Source organism: Sphingoaurantiacus capsulatus, assembly GCF_042648405.1.
Taxonomy (GTDB): Bacteria; Pseudomonadota; Alphaproteobacteria; order Sphingomonadales; family Sphingomonadaceae; genus Sphingoaurantiacus; species Sphingoaurantiacus capsulatus.
Genome location: NZ_JBHRXV010000013.1, coordinates 49,007 through 67,879, shown reverse-complemented (window position 1 = coordinate 67,879; position 18,873 = coordinate 49,007). Strand labels below are relative to the sequence as shown.

At 68.9% G+C, this 18,873-nt stretch carries 13 protein-coding genes; 9 read left to right on the top strand and 4 right to left on the bottom strand.

Going from position 1 to position 18,873, the window contains the following annotated elements; all coding sequences use genetic code 11:
• Positions 1-55: 55 nt before the first annotated feature.
• Entirely contained in the window at positions 56-601 is a 546-nt protein-coding gene (locus ACFOMD_RS17215; protein WP_380863678.1) for a hypothetical protein, read from the bottom strand.
• 150 nt (positions 602-751) lie between these two features.
• Entirely contained in the window at positions 752-1,525 is a 774-nt protein-coding gene (locus tag ACFOMD_RS17210) for an SDR family NAD(P)-dependent oxidoreductase (RefSeq protein WP_380863676.1), read from the bottom strand.
• Positions 1,526-1,683: 158 nt separating this feature from the next.
• Between ACFOMD_RS17210 and ACFOMD_RS17205 the strand changes: the two genes are divergently transcribed.
• From ACFOMD_RS17205 to ACFOMD_RS17190, 4 genes are all read left to right on the top strand, one after another.
• Positions 1,684-2,970 carry an acyl-CoA dehydrogenase family protein gene (locus ACFOMD_RS17205; RefSeq protein ID WP_380863674.1) on the top strand — a complete coding sequence of 429 codons (1,287 nt, stop codon included), beginning with the start codon at positions 1,684-1,686 and terminating at the stop codon, positions 2,968-2,970.
• A complete protein-coding gene (locus tag ACFOMD_RS17200; protein ID WP_380863672.1) occupies positions 2,967-3,767 on the top strand; it encodes an enoyl-CoA hydratase/isomerase family protein in 801 nt (266 codons plus the stop codon). Before ACFOMD_RS17205 ends, ACFOMD_RS17200 begins: the two co-directional genes overlap by 4 nt.
• Before the next feature lie 484 nt (positions 3,768-4,251).
• Positions 4,252-6,156: a flavin-containing monooxygenase gene (locus tag ACFOMD_RS17195; RefSeq protein WP_380863670.1), complete on the top strand. Its 1,905-nt coding sequence runs from the start codon at positions 4,252-4,254 to the stop codon at positions 6,154-6,156.
• Between the two features lie 65 nt (positions 6,157-6,221).
• The gene (locus tag ACFOMD_RS17190) at positions 6,222-8,696 is read left to right on the top strand and encodes a TonB-dependent receptor (protein ID WP_380863668.1); all 2,475 of its coding nucleotides are present in this window, start codon (positions 6,222-6,224) and stop codon (positions 8,694-8,696) included.
• Here the strand turns inward: ACFOMD_RS17190 and ACFOMD_RS17185 are convergent.
• Positions 8,693-8,830, bottom strand: a complete 138-nt coding sequence (locus tag ACFOMD_RS17185) for a hypothetical protein (RefSeq protein ID WP_380863666.1) — start codon at positions 8,828-8,830, stop codon at positions 8,693-8,695. The genes ACFOMD_RS17190 and ACFOMD_RS17185 overlap by 4 nt on opposite strands.
• A 168-nt stretch (positions 8,831-8,998) precedes the next feature.
• Between ACFOMD_RS17185 and ACFOMD_RS17180 the strand changes: the two genes are divergently transcribed.
• Genes ACFOMD_RS17180 through ACFOMD_RS17165 form a run of 4 tightly spaced genes read left to right on the top strand, consistent with a single transcriptional unit; the run spans position 8,999 to position 16,183 of the window.
• Positions 8,999-10,732, top strand: a complete 1,734-nt coding sequence (locus ACFOMD_RS17180) for a methyl-accepting chemotaxis protein (RefSeq protein ID WP_380863664.1) — start codon at positions 8,999-9,001, stop codon at positions 10,730-10,732.
• Positions 10,733-10,785: 53 nt separating this feature from the next.
• Entirely contained in the window at positions 10,786-13,986 is a 3,201-nt protein-coding gene (locus ACFOMD_RS17175; RefSeq protein ID WP_380863662.1) for an AAA family ATPase, read from the top strand.
• A 17-nt stretch (positions 13,987-14,003) separates the two neighbouring features.
• Positions 14,004-14,684 carry a hypothetical protein gene (locus ACFOMD_RS17170; RefSeq protein WP_380863660.1) on the top strand — a complete coding sequence of 227 codons (681 nt, stop codon included), beginning with the start codon at positions 14,004-14,006 and terminating at the stop codon, positions 14,682-14,684.
• The gene (locus ACFOMD_RS17165; RefSeq protein WP_380863658.1) at positions 14,681-16,183 is read left to right on the top strand and encodes a type IV secretory system conjugative DNA transfer family protein; all 1,503 of its coding nucleotides are present in this window, start codon (positions 14,681-14,683) and stop codon (positions 16,181-16,183) included. The genes ACFOMD_RS17170 and ACFOMD_RS17165 overlap by 4 nt, the downstream gene beginning before the upstream one ends.
• Here the strand turns inward: ACFOMD_RS17165 and ACFOMD_RS17160 are convergent.
• Complete coding sequence (locus ACFOMD_RS17160) at positions 16,180-17,538, bottom strand: anti-phage deoxyguanosine triphosphatase (RefSeq protein ID WP_380863656.1); 1,359 nt, start codon at positions 17,536-17,538, stop codon at positions 16,180-16,182. The genes ACFOMD_RS17165 and ACFOMD_RS17160 overlap by 4 nt on opposite strands.
• Before the next feature lie 115 nt (positions 17,539-17,653).
• Here ACFOMD_RS17160 and ACFOMD_RS17155 point away from each other — a divergent pair, with 115 nt between their 5' ends.
• Complete coding sequence (locus ACFOMD_RS17155) at positions 17,654-18,820, top strand: acyl-CoA dehydrogenase family protein (protein ID WP_380863654.1); 1,167 nt, start codon at positions 17,654-17,656, stop codon at positions 18,818-18,820.
• Positions 18,821-18,873 lie beyond the last annotated feature (53 nt).

Sequence of the window (18,873 nt, the reverse complement as noted above, 5' to 3'; positions counted from 1 at the left end):
GTGCGCCAACTATCTCGCCAACTCAGGGTATGCTTCCGTGTAGCGTCATCCCGCTCTAACGCGCGAAGCGGCGCAGGCCGGTCGCCGGAATCGTCGGGCGGACGGCCACCGGCTGTCGCCGCAGCGCCGGGCGGCCGGGCGGCATGTAGCGGCGATCGGCCTTCGACTTCTCCGCTGTTTCGGTGCGCGGCTTGTAGGTGAAGAACAGCATCACCCCGACGACACCCAGCCCGAGGATCACCAGGCCGATCAGCGGCTGCCGCTTCGGCTTGGGCGCATTGACCGTCCGGGTGCCGGAGCGCGTGATGTGGCGGACTTCGGTGAAACGGCGAACCGTTTCGCGCAGGCTGGCGCTGCTCTGCCGCGGCTTGGCAGGCGTGGCGCGGAGGTGCGCGATCATCGATCCGCGACCGACCGCGTCGATATCTTGCCAGAGGCCAGACCGGCGCGCCTCGTCGCTGCCGGCCCAAAGCTCGCCGACATCGGCGTCGAACCCGCCGATCGCGACCACGCGCGCGTCATCCGCGGCGGCAACGGCCGGCGAAGCAACCGCACCTGCGGCCAGGCAGGCGAGAAAAAGGGTCGAGAACCAACGCAACATAAGCCACCTCGCCGATTGGCTACGCATAAACCGCGCCAACCGAAAGATTCCCGCGACTTGGCGAGTATCTCAGGGACTAGTTAACAGTTGCTGTAAGAGATTCCGACGCGACTTGGTGTCGCCTTACGTAGAACTACGTAAGCGCCTTGATCAGCGCGGACCCTGACCGTCGTCGACCTTGATGATCGTGCCGGTGACCGCATCCGACGCCGGCGAAGCGAGGTAGAGCAAAGTGGAATCGAGCTGCGCCGGCTGGCCGAGCCGCTTGCGGGCGAAATGGCCGGTGAAGTCGCCCATCCGTTCCAGCATGCCGTCCATCATCTCCGAGGCGAAGGCGCCGGGCGCGATCGCGTTTACGTTGATCCCGAACGCCGCCCACTCGATCGCCAGCGTCTCGGTCATGCGGACGACGCCCGCCTTGGTCACCGAATAGAGCGCGGCGCCGTTGCCGCTGTAGGTGTAGGCGGCGACCGAGGCGATGTTGATGATCCGCCCCGGCTGCTTCGCCGCAAGCAGCCGCCGCGCCACCTCGCAGGAGAGGATGTAGGGCGCGCGCAGATTGATGCCGATCACCTTGTCGATGAAGTCGACCGACATCTTGTGTGCCCGCTGCGCGTCGGGGATGCCGGCGTTGTTGACGAGGATGGTGACGAGGCCGAACGCGGCCTCGGCCTCGGCAACCGCGCGCACCAGCTGGTCGGCGTCGGTCACGTCGAGCGAGATCGCCACCGCTTCGCCGCCGGCGGCGCGGATTTCCGCGGCGAGGGCTTCCAGCCGGTCGGCGCGGCGGGCGGCGAGCGCCACCTTCGCGCCCGCGGCGGCGAGCACTTTGGCGAAGCGCAACCCCAGCCCCGACGAGGCGCCGGTGACCAGCGCGACCTGGCCGCTGAGGTCGGTCGAGGCATTGGGAAGGGGATAGGTCATGGCGCGCTCCTGTGGTTCGTCGGCGGCAGTAGTAGGCGCCGCGCCCGCGCGAACCACTCGTCGACTTTGCTAGCCTCGCCGGCGCGACCTGTGAAAAGGTGCCGGTCGACAGCGTGCGGTGCGCAGGTTCAAGTGCCGCCGCTGCCGTGGAGGGACCGATGGACTTTGCCGTACCGCCCGAACTGACCGCCTATCTCGCCGAGCTGGACGCCTTCATCGAGGCGGAGATCAAGCCGCTCGAGAATGCGGATGACAATATCCGCTTCTTCGACCATCGCCGCGAGCATGCCCGCACCGACTGGGACAATGAGGGCCTGCCGCGCGAGGAGTGGGAGGCGCTGCTGAAGCAGGCGCGCCAGCGCGCCGACAAGGCGGGCCATTTCCGCTTCGCCTGGCCGAAGGAGCTGGGCGGCAAGGAAGGCTCCAACCTCTGGATGGCGGTGATCCGCGAGCATCTGGCGGCGAAGGGCCTGGGCCTCCACAACGATCTTCAGAACGAACATTCGATCGTCGGTAACAACCCCTTCGTGGTGCTGTTTCGCGAGTTTGCGTCGCCCGAACAGTTCGAGCGCGACAACGGCAAGCTGCTCGACGGGTCGATGATCACCGCCTTTGGTTTGACCGAGCCCAACCACGGCTCCGACGCGACCTTCATGGAGACGCGCGCGGTGCCGCAGGAGCGCGACGGCAAGCCGGGCTGGCTGATCAACGGCGAGAAGATGTGGACGACGGGCATGCACGTCGCCACCCACGTCATGACCTTCGCGCGGACCAGCGGCAAGGACGGCGACGCCACGGGCATCACCTGCTTCATCGTGCCGGCCGATACGCCGGGGCTGAAGATCGAGGAGTGGCTCTGGACCTTCAACATGCCGACCGATCATCCGCGCATCAGCTATACCGACGTGTGGATTCCCGAGGATGCCTATTGGGGCCAGATCGACCGCGGCCTCGGGCTCGGCCAGAGCTTCGTCCACCAGAACCGCATCCGGCAGGCGGCGTCGTCACTCGGCGCGGCGGTGTTCTGTGTCGAGGAGAGCGTGAAATACGCCCGCGAGCGCAAGCCGTTCGGCAAGCCGCTCGCTGACAACCAGGCGATCCAGTGGCCGCTGGTCGAGCTGGCGACGCAGTGCGAGATGTTGCGCCTGCTCATTCGCAAGACCGCCTGGGAGATGGACCAGATGGACCACAAGGCGATCGAGCGGACGCTCTCCGACAAGGTGAGCATGTGCAATTACTGGGCGAACCGGCTGGTCTGCGAGGCCGCCGACCGCGCAATGCAGGTTCATGGCGGCATCGGCTATTCGCGGCACAAGCCGTTCGAGCATATCTATCGCCACCACCGCCGCTACCGCATCACCGAAGGCGCCGAGGAAATCCAGATCCGCAAGGTGGCCGCTTTCCTGTTCGGCTACATGGGGCCGCGAAAGGGTCAGTTCGCATGAGCTTTACGACGATCGACATCGAGCGGCGCGAGGGTATCGAGATCGTCACGCTCAACCGGCCCGACGCGCTCAACACGCTCGACAGCAAGCTGGTCGAGGAGCTGACCGATTATTTCCTCGGGCTGCACGAGCGCTACGACGTTCGCGTCGTCATTATGCGCGGTGCCGGACGGGCGTTCTGTGCGGGCCTCGACCTCAAGGGCTGGGCGAGCGACTCCGAGCAGAGTTCGCGCGTGCATCGCGGGCTCAAGACGCAGCAGCGCATCGCGCGGATCATCAAGCTGATGCGGTCGTGCCCGCAGCCGGTGGTCGGCCTCGGCCACGGGGCGGCGTGCGGCGGCGGCCTGTCGCTACTGCTCGCCTGCGACGTGCGCTATGGCGCGCCGTCGCTCAGGATGAACGCGGCCTATATCAAGGTGGGCCTCGGCGGCGCCGACATCGGGTCGAGCTATCTGCTGCCGCGCCTCGTCGGGATGTCGGTGGCGTCCGAGCTGCTGCTCACCGGGCGCTTCATCAACGCCGAGCGGGCGCTGCGGGCGAATCTGCTCAGCGAGATCGTCGAGGAGGACAGACTGCTCGACACCGGCCTCGCGCTCGCCGCCGACATGCTGGCGACGGCGCCGATGGGGCTGCGCATGACCAAGGATGCGCTCAACCTCAACATCGACGCGTCGAGCCTCGAGGCGGCGATGGCGATCGAGGACCGGCAGCAGATCATGATGGCGACCACCGCCGATCATGGCGAAGCGGTCGCCGCCTTCCTCGAAAAGCGGCCACCCAACTACCAGGATCGTTAGCNAGCGGTCGCCGCCTTCCTCGAAAAGCGGCCACCCAACTACCAGGATCGTTAGCGGGCCAGGGCCTGAACTCACCAAGCGTGGCATTCGGGATGGCAGCGAGAGGCTGACTGGCGAGGAGAGGTCGCGCNCCGGTCAGGTGGACCAGCGCCGCCATCAGCGACGGGATATGCGCTTCGAGAAGCGCGGTACGGATGGACTCGCGGGTAAGGTTCGCCATGCCGGCAGCGTCGCGCCCCGTCACCGGGCGCGCAACCAGCGCAAAGCGTTAGGGCCTGAACTCATCAAGCATGGCGTTCGGGACGGCGTCAGGAAGGCCATGGCCACGCGCCGGCCGCTTGCCAGCTAGCTTCAGCTAGCTGGTCTGCGCGACCTTACTTGCCATGGCCTTCCTGACGCCGTCCCGAACGCCATGCTTGATGAGTTCAGGCCCTAACGCTTTGCGCTGGTTGCGCGCCCGGTGACGGGGCGCGACGCTGCCGGCATGGCGAACCTTACCCGCGAGTCCATCCGTACCGCGCTTCTCGAAGCGCATATCCCGTCGCTGATGGCGGCGCTGGTCCACCTGACCGGCGACGCCTCGCACCTGCTGCCCGAGCATCCGCCGGTGTATGATTTCTTCGGCGACGGGCAGGGCGATCTGCCCGATGCGGTGCAGGCGGACATCCGCCAGCGCGCCGAGGATGCGCTGGTCGCGCATCTGATCGACGGCCGGCCGCTGCCGCCGGCGCCGCCGGAGGCCACCATCCGCCAGGTGATGGACTTCATCGCCGGCGTCGACATTCCCGAACATTATGTGCCGTTCCTATTGGAGGAACTGGGCCTCGACGGGCGCGATGCGAAGCAGCCCGACTGGCGCGTCGAGACCCTGGCGCCGAAGCGCAACCTTTCGGCGATCATCGTCGGCGCCGGCATGTCCGGGCTGTTGGCGGCGATCCGGTTGCGGCAGGCGGGTGTCGCGGTGCGGATCATCGAAAAGAACGCCGAGGTCGGCGGTACCTGGTTCGAGAACAGCTATCCCGGCTGCCGTGTCGACAACCCCAATCACCTCTACGGCTATTCCTTCGAGCCGAGCCACGAATGGCCGCAGCATTATTCGACGCAGCCGGTGCTGCTCGACTATTTCCGCGGCGTCGCCGCGAAGCATGGCCTGCGCGAGCATGTGCGGTTCGAGACCAAGGTCGAGGACGCGCGCTGGGACGAGGCGGCGTCGAAATGGCGGGTGACGGTCACGCAGAAGGGCGCGACCGAGAGCTTGGAAGCCGATCTGCTGGTGAGCGCGGTCGGGCAGCTCAATCAGCCGCGCCTGCCCGATGTGGCCGGGCGCGACAGCTTTGCCGGCGACGCCTTCCATTCGGCGCGCTGGCGGCATGACGTCGATCTGGCGGGCAAGCGCGTCGCGGTGATCGGCACCGGGGCCAGCGCCTTTCAGTTCGTGCCCGAGATCGCGGGCAAGGTCGCCTCGCTGACCGTGTTCCAGCGCACCCCGCCGTGGCTCGGCCCGACGCCCAATTATCATGACGATGTCGGCGGCGGCATGCGCTGGATGCTCGAGCATGTGCCGACCTATGAAAGCTGGTACCGCTTCTGGCTGTTCTGGATGCTGACCGACGGCATCTACGAGATGGTGAAGGCCGATCCGGCCTGGGACGGCGATACGACCGCGATCAGCGCGATGAACGCCGAGCTTCGCGCCGCGCTGGTCGAGAAGATCCAGGAGCAGATCGGCGACGCGCCGCACCTGCGCGAGCTGGTCGTCCCCAGTTACCCGATCGGCGGCAAGCGCACGGTGCGCGACAACGGCGTGTGGCTGGCGGCGCTGAAGCGCGACAATGTCGAGGTGGTGACCAACCCGATCGCGAAGATTTCGCCCACGGGGATCGAGACCGAGGACGGGGCGTCGCGCGACTTCGACGCGATCGTCTACGGCACCGGCTTCACCGCCAGCGATTTTCTGTCGACGTTCAAGGTTTACGGCCGCGGCGGCGTAGAGCTGCATGACCGCTGGCAGGGTGACGCGCGCGCCTATCTCGGGCTGACGGTGCCGGGCTTCCCGAACTTCTTCATGCTCTACGGGCCGAACACCAACATCGTCGTCAACGGCAGCATCATCTTCTTCTCCGAATGCGGCGTCCGCTATGTCGTCGGCGCGGCGAAGCTGCTGCTCGACGAGGGGGCGAAGAGCCTTGAAGTCCGCGAGGCGGTACATGACCGCTTCAACGCCGACGTCGATGCCGCCAATGCCGACATGGCGTGGGGCCAGCCGGGGGTGACCAGCTGGTACAAGAATGCGGGCGGTCGGGTCAGCCAGAACTGGCCGTGGCCGCTCGTCGATTATTGGCGCGTGACCCTTGCGCCGAAGGCCGGCGAGTTCGTTTTCGACCGCTGAAACGCCTGTCTAAAAATTTGTTTCGCGGCTAGGGGGATCGCCCGTTTCCCCACCGTAAGGCCTGCGTGACCATTCTTCATGCCCGCGCCAGCGTGCGTCTCCTCGCCGGCACCGCCCTTCTCGCCCTCCACCTCCCGCTTGCCGCCCAGGAAGCGGCCGAGGCCGCCGCTGCGCCTGCCGCCGAAGGGGAGACCTACACCGACGAGGAGATCGTGGTGGTCGGCGGCGCCAGGCTGCCCGGCGCGGTGATCGGCGACATCCCGCCCGAGAACACGCTCGACCCGCGCGACATCCGCGCCACCGGCGCGACCAGCATCGCCGAGCTTCTGGAAGCGGTGGCGCCGCAGACCGCCAGCTCGCGCAGCCGCGAAGGCGGGCAGCCGATCGTGCTGCTGAACGGCCGCCGCACCTCGGGCTTCCGCGAAGTGCGCGATCTGCCGCCCGAGGCGATCCTGCGCATGGACATCCTCCCCGAGGAGGTGGCGCTGAAGTACGGCTATCGCGCCGATCAGCGCGTGGTGAACATCGTGCTGCGCCCGCGCTTCCGCTCGACGGTGACGCGCGTCGAAGGCGAGATGCCGACCGAGGGGGGGCGCTTCGAGGGCGAGGCCGACGCCACAAGATTGATGATCAACGAGGACGGCCGCACCACCATCAACCTTCGGTTGGAGGGCACCAGCTCGCTCACGGAATCGGAGCGCGACATCGCCCCGCCCGCCGCCGGCGAACGCGACCAGCGCGACTTCCGTACCCTGCTCGGCTCGCGCCAGATGGCGCGGCTCGGCGGCACGGTGAATCGGACGGTCTTCGGCGATGTGGCGGCGACCTTCGATGGGCAGGTGGAGTCGACCGACGGCCGCTCGCTGCTCGGTGAATCGCTGCTCAGCCCCGGTACCGCGCTGGAGCGGAACACCGATAATGATTCCGGTCGGCTGGGCATGGCGCTCAACACCGATCGCGGCAGCTGGCGACTGTCGGCGACCGGCTCCTACGAACTGTCGCGCAGCCTGACCCTGACCGACCGCGAGACGGTGGGGGTGGCGAGCCGCGACCGCGCGCGCTCGACCAATTCGACGGGTGCGCTCGACGTCGTCGCCAGCGGGCCGCTCGCCGAGCTGCCGGCGGGCCGCGCCTCGATGACGGTGAAGGTGGCGGGCGATACCCGCGACATCGACAGCCGTGCCCAGCGCGTGTCGGGCGTTACCGAGACCGATCTGGGCCGCGATCGACTGAGCTCCTCGCTCAACTTCGACCTGCCCGTCGCCAAGCGCAACGGCGCGTGGGGTGCGATCGGCACGCTGACCCTGAATGGCAATGTCGAGGTCGAGGAACTGTCCGACTTCGGCACGCTGGTGACGGCCGGCGGCGGCCTGTTCTGGGCGCCGGTGCAGAGGCTCAGCCTCATCGCCTCCTACACCCGCGAGCAGGGCGCGCCGGGGCTGCAGCAGCTCGGTGATCCGGTGCTGGTGACGCCGAACAGCCGCATCTTCGACTTCCGGCTCGGCGAGACGGTGCTGGTCGATCAGGTCAGCGGCGGCAATCCGGACCTGCTGTCGGACACGCGCAAGGTCACCAAGCTCGGCGCGACCCTGAAGCCGTTGGACGAGACCAACCTCGAACTGCGCGGCGACTATGTGCGCACCCGCACCGACGATCCGCTGTCGCGCTTCCCCGGGCCGACCGCGGCGATCGAGGCGGCCTTCCCCGAACGCTTCACGCGCAATGCGGCGGGCGACCTGATCCGCGTCGACCTGCGCCCGGTGAACTATGACTCATCGGCGCGTGACGAGGTTCGCTGGGGCATCAATTTCAGCAAGCCGCTGAAGTCGGCGCAGCCGTCGCAGTCGGTGATGGATCAGCTGCGCCGCACCCGTGAGGCGGCGGGCGGCGGGCCGCAGCCGCAAGGTCAGGGTGCCGGTCAGGGCCAGCGCGGGCCGGGCGGCTTCCGGGGACCCGGCGGCGGTCCCGGCGGCTTCGGGCCGTTCGGCGGCGGGCAGAGCGGGCGGCTGACCTTGTCGGCCTATCACACGCTGCTGATCCGCGATGAGGTGCTGATCCGCCCCGGCTTGCCGGTGATCGACTATCTCGACGGCGAGGCGGCGGACACCGGCGGCGGCCGCGCGCGGCACAGGGTCGAGGTCGAGAGCGGCTGGTTCAACAATGGTATCGGCGTGCGGCTGACGGGGACGTGGCAGAGCGGCAGCCAGGTGGTCGGCGGTCCCTCCGGCGATCTCGACTTTGCGCCACTGACCAAGATGGACCTGCGAATCTTCGCCAACCTCGGCGAGAAGCCCGAGCTGGTACTGCAGCATCCCTGGCTGCGCGGCACGCAGGTGCGCCTCGGCGTCGATAACCTCTTCGATGCCAAGCAGAAGGTGCGCGACGGCACCGGGTTGACGCCGATCAACTATCAGCCGGACCTGCTCGATGCGCAGGGGCGGACGGTCAGCATCTCCTTCCGCAAGCTGTTCTTGCCGCCGCGCAGCGCGATGCGCCGGCCGCCGCCGCCGACGCCTGCACCGGCGGCACCGACCTCCTAGGCCAACGCCTGCCAGAGCTGGCCGGCGACGAACAGCAGCGCGAACATCGCGGTCGGGGCCAGCACGATGGTGCCGACGATTCGCAGCACGGAAGGTTCGGGCGCGGTACGCACGCGCGAACGACGATCAGACACATCAGTCTCCTTGGGGATCGTCGCGCCGGATAGACGGTTTCGCCGGTGCAACAAACCTTTCGGCGCCCGTTATGGGCGGATTGTCACGAAAGGTTCACGCCCGGTTTACGAACGCTTTAACCATGTGACGGCATTTGACGGGCGACCTTAGCGGAAGGCCCTTCACCGATGCGCATGCCCCCGATCCTGCGACGCCTGCGCCAGCGGCAATGGTCGTCGATCCGCCTGCGCATGCTGGTGGTCGTCGGCGTGCTGCTCGGCTCGCAGGCGCTGCTCGCGGCCTATGTGGTGCACACGGTGGCGCGCAGCCGGGCGATGGTCGAATCGATCCGCCGCGATCAGGTCGAGCCCTTGGACGAGCTGAAGACGCTGTCCGACGCCTATGCCTTCTCGGTGGTCAACGTTGCGCACAAGGTGCGGAACGGCAATATGTCGGCCGGTTCCGGCCTCAGCGCCATTGCCGATGCCGAGAAGCTGATCGGGGAGCGCTGGACGGAGTATCGCAAGCGGCAGGTGCCCGCCGACCAGCAGGCACTTGCCGCCGCGGTCGAGCAGTCGAAGGCGCGCGCCGATGCGACGGTCGATCGGCTGGCCGACATCCTTGTCGCCGGCAACGCCGACCGGCTCGACTTCTTCGTTACCGGCGAGCTGTATGCGGGCATCGACCCGCTGGCGACGGCGGTGACCGAACTGGCAGCGCAGACGCGCGGTCGGGCGCTTGCCACGCAGCGCCGCGCCGACATCGAACTGACCCGCGCTTTGTGGGTTGCCGCCGGGCTGGTGCTGGCTTCGCTGGCCATCGGTTTCGCCAGCATCCTCGCGGTGATGCACGGCGTCAGCCGGCCGCTGCACGAACTCGCCGCCGCGCTCGCCCGCTACGCCGCCGGGCAGCGCGCCGAGGTGCCGGGCCTCGACCGCCGCGACGAGATCGGCGAGATCGCGCGCGCCATCGACCATGCGCAGAACGCCGTCGATGCCGCCCGCGCGCAGGAAGTGGAGGCGGACCAGCGGCTGCGCCAGCGCGAGACGGAGATCGCCGAGGAGCGCTCGGCCCGCGCCGCGCAGCTCGAGGCGGCGTTTGCCGGCTTCGAACGCGATGCCAGCGTCGTGGCCGAATCATTGGTCGCCGCGTCACAGCAGCTCCGCGGCGCGGCGGGCGGCATGGCGGATCGTGCGGTGGTGAACCGCCGCGAGGCCACCGCAAGCGCGGCCGCCGCGACGCAGGCGAGCCAGCTCGTGCGCACAACGGTGGACGGCAGCGAGGCGCTGGTCACCTCGATCGACGCGATCAAGCGCCGCGTCGACGACACCAGCCGCGCGGTCGACACCGCGCGCGCCCGCACGCGCCAGTGCCGCGACCGGATGGGCGACCTCGAAAATGTGGTCGACGAGATCGGCGACGTGCTCGACCTCATCACCGGCATCGCCGCGCAGACGCATCTGCTGGCCTTGAACGCCACCATCGAGGCGGCGCGCGCCGGCGCGGCGGGGCGCGGCTTTAGTGTGGTGGCCGTCGAGGTGAAAAGGCTCGCCGCGCAGTCGGAGGAGGCGGCGCGCACCATCGCCGGGCGCGTGGCGGAAATCCGTGCCGCGACCGGCCAGGCGGTGGCGGCGACCGGCGACATCGACCGGCTGGTCAACGGCGTCGACGAGGCGGCGGGGCTGATCCGCGGCGCGGTCGCTGAGCAGAGCCGGTCGACTCAGGATATCGCCGAAGCGATGGCGCAGATCGCCGGGGCCAGCGGCGAGGTGGCGCACAATCTCGACGGCATCAGCCACCGCGCCGCCGCCGCCGAGCGACAGGCGACCGAATTCAGCACGATGGCCGACGACATCGGCCGTCAGTCGGAGCGGCTGCTGGGCGGCGTTCAGGCACTGGTCACCGCCGCGCGCGGCTGCTGACGCCTTTACCGCATTGACTTGGCAGGAGTCGGCCGGGTTATTCGATCCCCGAAATGACCGACACGCCGACCCGACCGTTCTGCGGCCGAGCCGAGGAACTCGCGACCCTGCAGCGCGCCTACGCCCGGCTTGAAGCCGAAGCGCCGGCGCCGCAGCTCGTCGTGCTGTCGGGCGAATCCGGCCTCGGCAAGACGCGCATCGTCCAGGAGTTCTACGCCTGGCTGTCGGCTCAGCGTGATGGCGCCGGGGCGGCGGGCTATTGGCCCGACCGGCTGTCGGCGGACGAGAACTACCGCGATGTGAACCCGGCGGCCCCCTGCAATGCCGCGGTGGCGCCGCCCTTTCTGTGGCTCGGCCTGCCGTGCCGCGACCAGATCGAGGGGCTCGACGGCTATGCAGCGAAGCTGCAGCCGCACCTTGAGCCGCTGCGCCGGCTGCGCGAGCGGCGCGACTGGGCGGGCGAGGTGGCGCAAAAGGGCATCGGCATGGTGCCGATCATCGGCCCGATCATCGCGATGCTGTTCGACCTGCTGAAGGTCGGCGGTGGCGCCAAGGTGTGGAAGCGCGGGACCGAACGCAGCGCGGCGGGGTTTGCCGATGCCGACAAGGCGCGGCACCGGCAGGCGGTCGACCGGCTGATCGAAAGCCTCGGCGATTTCCTCGATGCGCCGGCGGGCGCGCTCGACGTGAAAGGCGCAGCGCGGGCGGTCGAACGCAGCGCCGCGGGTTTCCGGCGCGTGCCGGCGGTGCTGGTTGTCGACGATGCGCAATGGGCCGATCGCAGCCCGGCGATCGTCCAGCTCGTCGAGCGGCTGCTGGCGCGCGCCGCCGAGCGCGGCTGGCCGCTGCTGCTGATCGCCACCCATTGGGAGCGCGAATGGAAGGACCGCATCGCCGATCCCGCATCGTTCGCGGGCGTCGCGTCACGCTGGGCGACGGCGCGCGACCCTGATTGGGCGCCGACGCCGGTGCGGCCGCAGCCGGGCGATGTGTATGACGCGCTGGTGCGGAAGGCGCTGCCCGGCCTGCCGCCCGAACAGCGCGCCGTGCTGCTCGACCGCGCCGGCGGCAACCCGCGGCTGCTTGAGGAGATTGTGCAGCATGCGCGGATCAACGAGCGGCTGTTCGTCGGCCGCGACCCCGCGGCGGCGCTGAGCGAGGCAGGGCTTGCGGAGCTGCGCGCCGCGCGCTTCGACCTCCACGAGCTGATCGCCCGCCGCCTTGCCGCCGCGCCCCGCCCGGTGCGCGCCGCCGCCGGTCTGTCGGCGGCGCAGGGGCTGCAGTTCGCCGAAGCCTTCACCGTCGCCGCCGCGCAGCGGCTGGGCGCCGAGGGCGTGGCGGAGGGTATTCGTGCCGGTGTCGATCCGCATGCGCTGATCTTCCCGGTCGACGAAGGCGTCTATGCCTTTGCGCAGGGCGCCTATCGCGAGGTGGCGCGCGCCGATCTCGCCAATCTGTTCGACCCCAATGAGGTGCGGCAGGTGCTCGCCGATCTGGTGCGTGCCGATGCCGCCGATCCGGTCGCACTCGCGGCCCGCCCGCGACCGGCACGGCGGCAGGCGCGGCAGGCGGCGGTGGCGCTGCTCGACGGCTCGCCCGATCCCGCCGACCGGGGGTTGAGCGCCGCGCTGTTTATCGAGCTGGGCGCCGACGCTGCCGACGACTGGGATTATCTGACCGCCGTCCGCTACGCCGAGGAAGCGGCGGCGGTGCCAGGCGGGCTCGACGAACTGCCCGGCTGGCTGCGCAGCGAGCGGGTCTCGTCGGTCGGCCATGCGCTGCTGGAGATGCGCCGCACCGCGCTGGCCCGCCAGCTTGCCGAGGCGATGTGGCGACAGGTGCGCGCGAGCGGTGTGTCGGATGTCGAGCGGGTGGTGCCGCTGAGCCTGCTGTTCGCGGCGATCGACAAGCGTGACGGCCAGGGCAGCCCGCGCGGTGAGCGCGACAAGGCGATGATCGAGGGCGCGCTGCGTGGCGCCATCGGGCACGGCGACGCGACGCACCGGCAGGCGCTGGCCGACGAGCTGGCGAAGGGCCGGCAGCTTGAGGATGCCCTTGCCGAGGCGGTCGCGCGCAGCGACGGGCCGGGCGAGATCGCGGCGCGTCTCGCGCTGCTGCGGCGCAAGGAGACCTTGGCGGAAACCGGCTCGCTGCCGCTGGCGATGATCCCGATCCTCAACGACGACCGGCTCGACATCCTTGCCCGCGCACTAGCGCTGGCGCAGCAGGGCGTCGCAGCGCTCGATGGCGCCGCCGAAGCCGCGCTGCTCGCCGACATCTGCCGCGACGCGCGCCGTCACCTTGCCGCCGAGGACAACCAGGACGTGCGTGCCAGCGCGATCAAGGCGGTGGTGCGGGCGGCCGATGCGGTGGCGGCGCGGGGGCGGCCGGGTGCGCTCGGGTCGGAATTGATGGCGGTGCAGGAAGCGGCACGGCGCTTCGCCGACGGCATGCGCTCGCCGGTCGCCTGCCACTGGGCCTACCGGGTGTTCAAGCACCTCGCTGAAGCGGCGATCACCGAGGGCGTGCCCGCGCGGGCGTTCGACGAAGCGGTCCAGGCGCTGCATTATTTCGAGACGCAACTGGCGCTCGACCCCAATGACGAGCTGCGCATCGAGGTCGCGTTGCTGCTGAAGGGCATCGGCGACTTGGCCGGGCAGGTGGGGAATGATGGCGGCGCCTGGATCGACCGCGCCGTCGCGATCGCCGCCGAGCGGCCGATGCCAGGCGCGACCGCCGTGGAGGTCCGGCCGCTGATCGAGGCGGGGCTGCTGCGCGCCGACGCGCTGATGGAGCGGGGCGACTTCCCGGCCGCGCGCACGCGTTTCGCGGGCGTCGAGGCGATCGTCGCCGCCCATGCCGCGCTGTTGCCGCCGCAGGCGCGGCTGCAGGCGCTCCGCAACTGCGCGTTCCAGAGCGGGGTGTGCCTGCTGAACGAGGCCGGCGAGGAGGATGAGGCGGCGTCCTTTGCGGCACTCGCCCCGATCGCGCGGGCGCTCGATCATGCCGATACGCTGGTCGGGCTGGGTGCGGCGTCGCCCGAGGACATCGAGGTGGCCGCCGCCGTTCGCTGCATGCTCGCCGAGTCACATCTGTTCTACGGTGAGCAGGGCGCGGTGGTTGCCGATGCCTGCGCCGCGCTTGCCAAGGCGGAGGCGCTCGCCACCGCCGACGTTCCCGCCGTCGCCGCCGGCCGCCTGGCCGATCTGCTGCCGCGCATCGCCGCCGCCCGCGCCGCGCGCGGCTGCGCCTGAGCCTTCGAGGAGCCTGCATGGAAAGCCCGCCGCCCTGGCCGACGCCGCCGCTGATGACCGGCACCTGGCATCAGCTCGACGCGACCTTGACCGTGGCGCTGCGCGACCGGCTGGTCGGGACCGAGGTGCGTTGCCGGCCGTTGGTCTATTCGGGGAAGATGTTGGCCTATCGGGTGCAGCCGCTGCCGTTCTGGCCGGGCTGGATGTGGGCCGATGCGTTGCAGGAGACCGAGATGGGGCTGGCCAGCGCTGCCTTCCTCTACGGCCCGTTCGGCGCGCTGCCGATCGAGGGGGCGTCGGCGCTCGTCCATGACATCAACGACACCGGCATATTGAAGCTCGCCGACGAGGGCGCGGTCATCGCCTATTTGCGCTTCTTCTGCAGCGCGGTGCGCGGCACCGACGGGCCGTTCCACCTGATCGAGGACAGCGCGCGCTTCGCCGAATTGACCGGCGGCCCGGTGCCCGAGGTGGTCGCCACCCACGCCGCGCCGATTGCGATCACCCCGATCGACAGCGGCTGGCATGCGGATGCGACTGTCATCTACGCGAACGATCTGTTCCGCACCCGCTTCGCCATCGGCTTCAGCGGCGAGATCGAGATGATCGACGACGAACCGCTGTCCACCGGCCTCGACCCGATGAACATCGTCTTTGACGGCATGCGCAGCCGTCCGCGCGTGGGAGCCCCGGCATGAGTGTCGCCGCCGACCAGTTCGGGACGCAGTCGCCCGCCAAACTCAGCCTGCCGCAGTCGATCGAGGGCGAGGGGCTGCTTGTCGGCTGGTCGCTCGAAAAGCAGCCGGTCCATGAGGCGATCGGCTTCAGTTTCGGCGACCGGATTGATGCCGCCGGCCGCGATGCACTGCCGATCCTGCTGTCGGGCGAGGGGCATTTGATCACCATCGCGCCGACCGGCGCCGGCAAGGGCATCGGCTGCGTGGTGCCGGCGCTGCTGCGCCATCAAGGGCCGGCGATCGTCATCGACCCCAAGGGCGAGAATGCCGCGATCACCGCGCGGCGGCGGCGAGAGCTGGGGCAGCAGGTGTGCGTGCTCGACCCGATGGGCATTACCGGCTTCGACAGCGCCGCGCTCAATCCGCTCGACCTGATCGACCCGATGAGCGCGACGGCGGTCGACGAGGCGCATGTACTGGTCAACCAGCTGCTGCTCGATCTGGGCGGCGACCCGCGCAACCAGTTCTGGCAGGGGCGCGCCCGGCAACTGCTCGTCGGCACCTTGCTCCACCTGCTCACCGACCTGCCGAAGGAAGCGCACACGCTCACCCACCTGCGCGGCATGGTGAACCGCGCCGCGGGCGATGCGGCGGGGCTGGTCAGCGCGCTGGAGGATTCACGCCACCCGGAGGCGCGCAACACCGGGCAGCTGTTCGGCATCAACGCGCCCGAGACGATCGGCGGCATCGTCGCCTTCGCGCAGGAGGCCATCGACTTCATGCGCGGCCCCGCGGTGCAGGCGGCGACGGCGCGGTCGAGCCTCGACTTCGACGCGATCACCCGCGGCGACCCGATCACCCTCTACATCGTCATGCCGCCGCACATGCTCGCCTCGCACGGGCGGCTGCTGCGGCTGTGGGTCGGTGCGTTGATGACCGCGATCATGCGGCGCCGATCACGCCCTGAGCGATCGACGCTGTTCGTGCTCGACGAGGCCGCGCAGCTCGGCAACTTCAACGAGCTGCGGCAAGCGGTAACCCTGCTGCGTGGCTATGGGTTGCAGACCTGGAGCTTCTGGCAGGACGCGTCGCAGCTCCAGCACCTCTACCCCGAGGACTGGCCGACGATGGTCAACAACAGCAAGGTGCTGCAGTGCTTCGGCGCCAACACGCTGCTGGCCGCGCGGGCGATGGCGCAGATCGTCGGCCATGCCGACCCGGTGGCGGTGCTGGCGCTGCCGCCCGACGAGATGCTGCTGCAGATCGCGGGTGACGAGGCGGTGGTGGCGAAGGTGCCCAACTACCGGCTCGACCCGGCCTTCCGCCACCTGTTCGACGGCAATCCGTTTCACGACAAGACCGCCGACCCGGTCGGGCTGCCGCGCACGCCGCTGGTCGAATATGTGCGCCCGCCCCGCCCGGCGTATCGCCCGGTGCCGTCCCCGTCCCCGGTGGCGGGGCCGCCCAATGCGGGCGACATCCAGCTTTCCGAGCGCATCCTGCGAGAACTGGGCGACTAGAGCCGGTCGAACACCGACCCCATGCGCGGGCTGAACAGCCGCTCATAGGTCTTCAGCAGGAAGTGATCGGTCATGCCGGAGATATGGTCGCAGATGACGCGCATCGGCTGATCGCTGGCCTCGTAGCGCTTGCGCGTGTCGCCCGGCAGAAAGAGCCTCGGCTCGGAGGCTAGCGCTTCGAACACCGACACCACCATCTTCTGCCCCTTGAACTCGAGATGCTGGACGCTCGGGCTCAGGATCACCGTTTCGCGCACTGCCTCTTGCAGGGCCGCGAGGAATTCGGACGGGCCGGCATCCATGATGGCGCGATAGCGAAGCAGAGGCTCTTCGAACTCCTCGTTCGTGGCGAGGCGGCAGTGCGTAACGAAGTGGCCGACCAGCTGGCTTATGAAGTGCTTTCGGCTGTTGCCGTCGCCAAACAACGCTGTGACCATGCGCTCATACTGGTTGTTGACGGGCTCGCCCTTCTTGCGACTTTTCTCAGCCAACTTGTCGAGAAAGTCGCTGCAACGGTTCTCCGGTACGAAACGTCGAAATTCAGCTTCGTTGATCAAGCGTAGTGCCAGCGCATCCTCAAGGTCATGAACGCCGAACGCGATGTCGTCGGCGAGGTCCATGATGGTGCAGTCGAAAGATTTGTGCAGTGACTTTCCGTGCTTGCCGGCCTGCATCTTCATTTCGATGAAGCGGTTGCGGTCGCCGGGGGAAAGCGGCGACAGAATCCAGTCCACCGCTTCCTGATCGCAATCGAGATAGGCCTTCGGCGGCTTCGACGCCTTGCGGTCGATCAGGCTTATCGCCGTGGGCGAGGGGTCGAGGCGGGGCAAGAGCTCCGGATTGGCCGCGCGGCTGAACGGGATCGGATATTTGAGACCACCCAAGAGTGTTCGGCGCGTCAGATTTGCCCCGTTGTCGGCAGAGAATTTTTCCAGCTTCGTGAGAATGCGCAGCGTCTGGCCGTTCCCTTCGAAGCCGCCATGATCGCGCATGCAATAGTTGAGCGCGACTTCGCCGCCGTGGCCGAAAGGCGGGTGGCCGAGATCATGCGTCATGCCGATCGCATGGATCATGCTGCGGCTCGGCAAATGGCCGTGACCAGGATGGTGGCGTTCGTGACGAGCGAGCTGGCGGACGATGCTTCCGCCGATCTGCGCGACTTCCAGCGAATGGGTCAGGCGGGTGCGATAGAAGTCGCTGTCGCCGAGGTTAAGAATCTGGGTTTTGCCCTGGAGCCTGCGGAAAGAGCCCGAATGGACGATGCGGGCATAGTCGATGTCATCTCCCTCGCGCGCGTCCTCGGCCTGCGGATTCCAGTACGTCATCCGTTCGAACCAGACGATGTCGTCGGCCATGCATCCTCCCTGCCTTCCCGAACCTGTAGAGGAGGAAAGCGCGGCTGTCAGGCTTGACGGGTGACGCTCCGCTACCGGGGTGGCATGAGGCGCAAGCCGAACAGGAGTAGAGCGCATGCACGCCGAGGGTCGAGACGCCGCCGCCATTGCCGCCCGTGTGGAAGCGTTCGTCCGCGAGGTGGTCGCGCCCTATGAGCAGGACCCGCGCTGCGGCGCGCATGGCCCTTCCGACGAGCTGGTCCAGGAGCTGCGCGGGCTGGCGCGCGACGCCGGGCTGCTGACCCCGCACATCTTCGACGACGGCTCCCACCTGAGCCACCGCGGCACCGCGCAGGTGCTGATCGCCTCGGGCCTGTCGCCGCTCGGGCCGCTGGCGGTCAACGTGATGGCGCCCGACGAGGGCAATATGTACCTGCTCGGCAAGGTCGGCACGCCGGAGTTGAAGGCGCGCTTCCTCGATCCTTTGGTGTCGGGCCGCGCGCGCTCGGCCTTCTTCATGACCGAGCCCGCCGAGGAGAATGGCGCCGGCTCCGACCCGTCGATGATGCAGACCACCGCCGTGCTCGACGGCAATCACTGGGTGATCTCGGGCCGCAAGGCGTTCATCACCGGGGCGGAAGGCGCGTCGGTCGGCATCGTCATGGCGAAGACCGAGGCGGGCGCGTCGATGTTCCTCGTCGACCTGCCCGATCCCGCCATCCGCATCGACCGGGTGCTCGACACCATCGACAGCTCGATGCCCGGCGGCCACGCGATCATCAGCATCGATGGCCTGCGCGTGCCCGCAGACCAGATGCTCGGCGAGCCCGGCGAGGGCTTCAAATATGCGCAGATCCGCTTGGCCCCGGCGCGGCTGACCCACTGCATGCGCTGGCTCGGCGGCTGCATCCGCGCCAACGAGATCGCCACCGCCTATGCCTGCAAGCGCCAGGCGTTCGGCAAGCCGCTGGTCGATCACGAGGGCGTCGGCTTCATGCTCGCCGACAATCTCATCGACATCCAGCAGGCGCGGCTGATGATCGACTGGTGCGCCGACGTGCTCGACACCGGTGCGCTCGGCACCGTCGAAAGCTCGATGGCGAAGGTGGCGGTGTCGGAAGCGCTGTTCCGCATCGCGGATCGTTGCGTGCAGGTGATGGGTGGGGCCGGCGTCTCGGGCGACACGATCGTCGAGCAGATCTTCCGCGAAGTCCGCGCCTTCCGCATCTACGACGGCCCCAGCGAAGTCCACCGCTGGAGCCTCGCCAAGAAGATCAAGCGGGATTGGATGGCGAGCGCCTAGCCGCAGGTCGTCGCATCGCCCCTTGCCGCCGCCGCGCCAATCGGCAAGGTGGC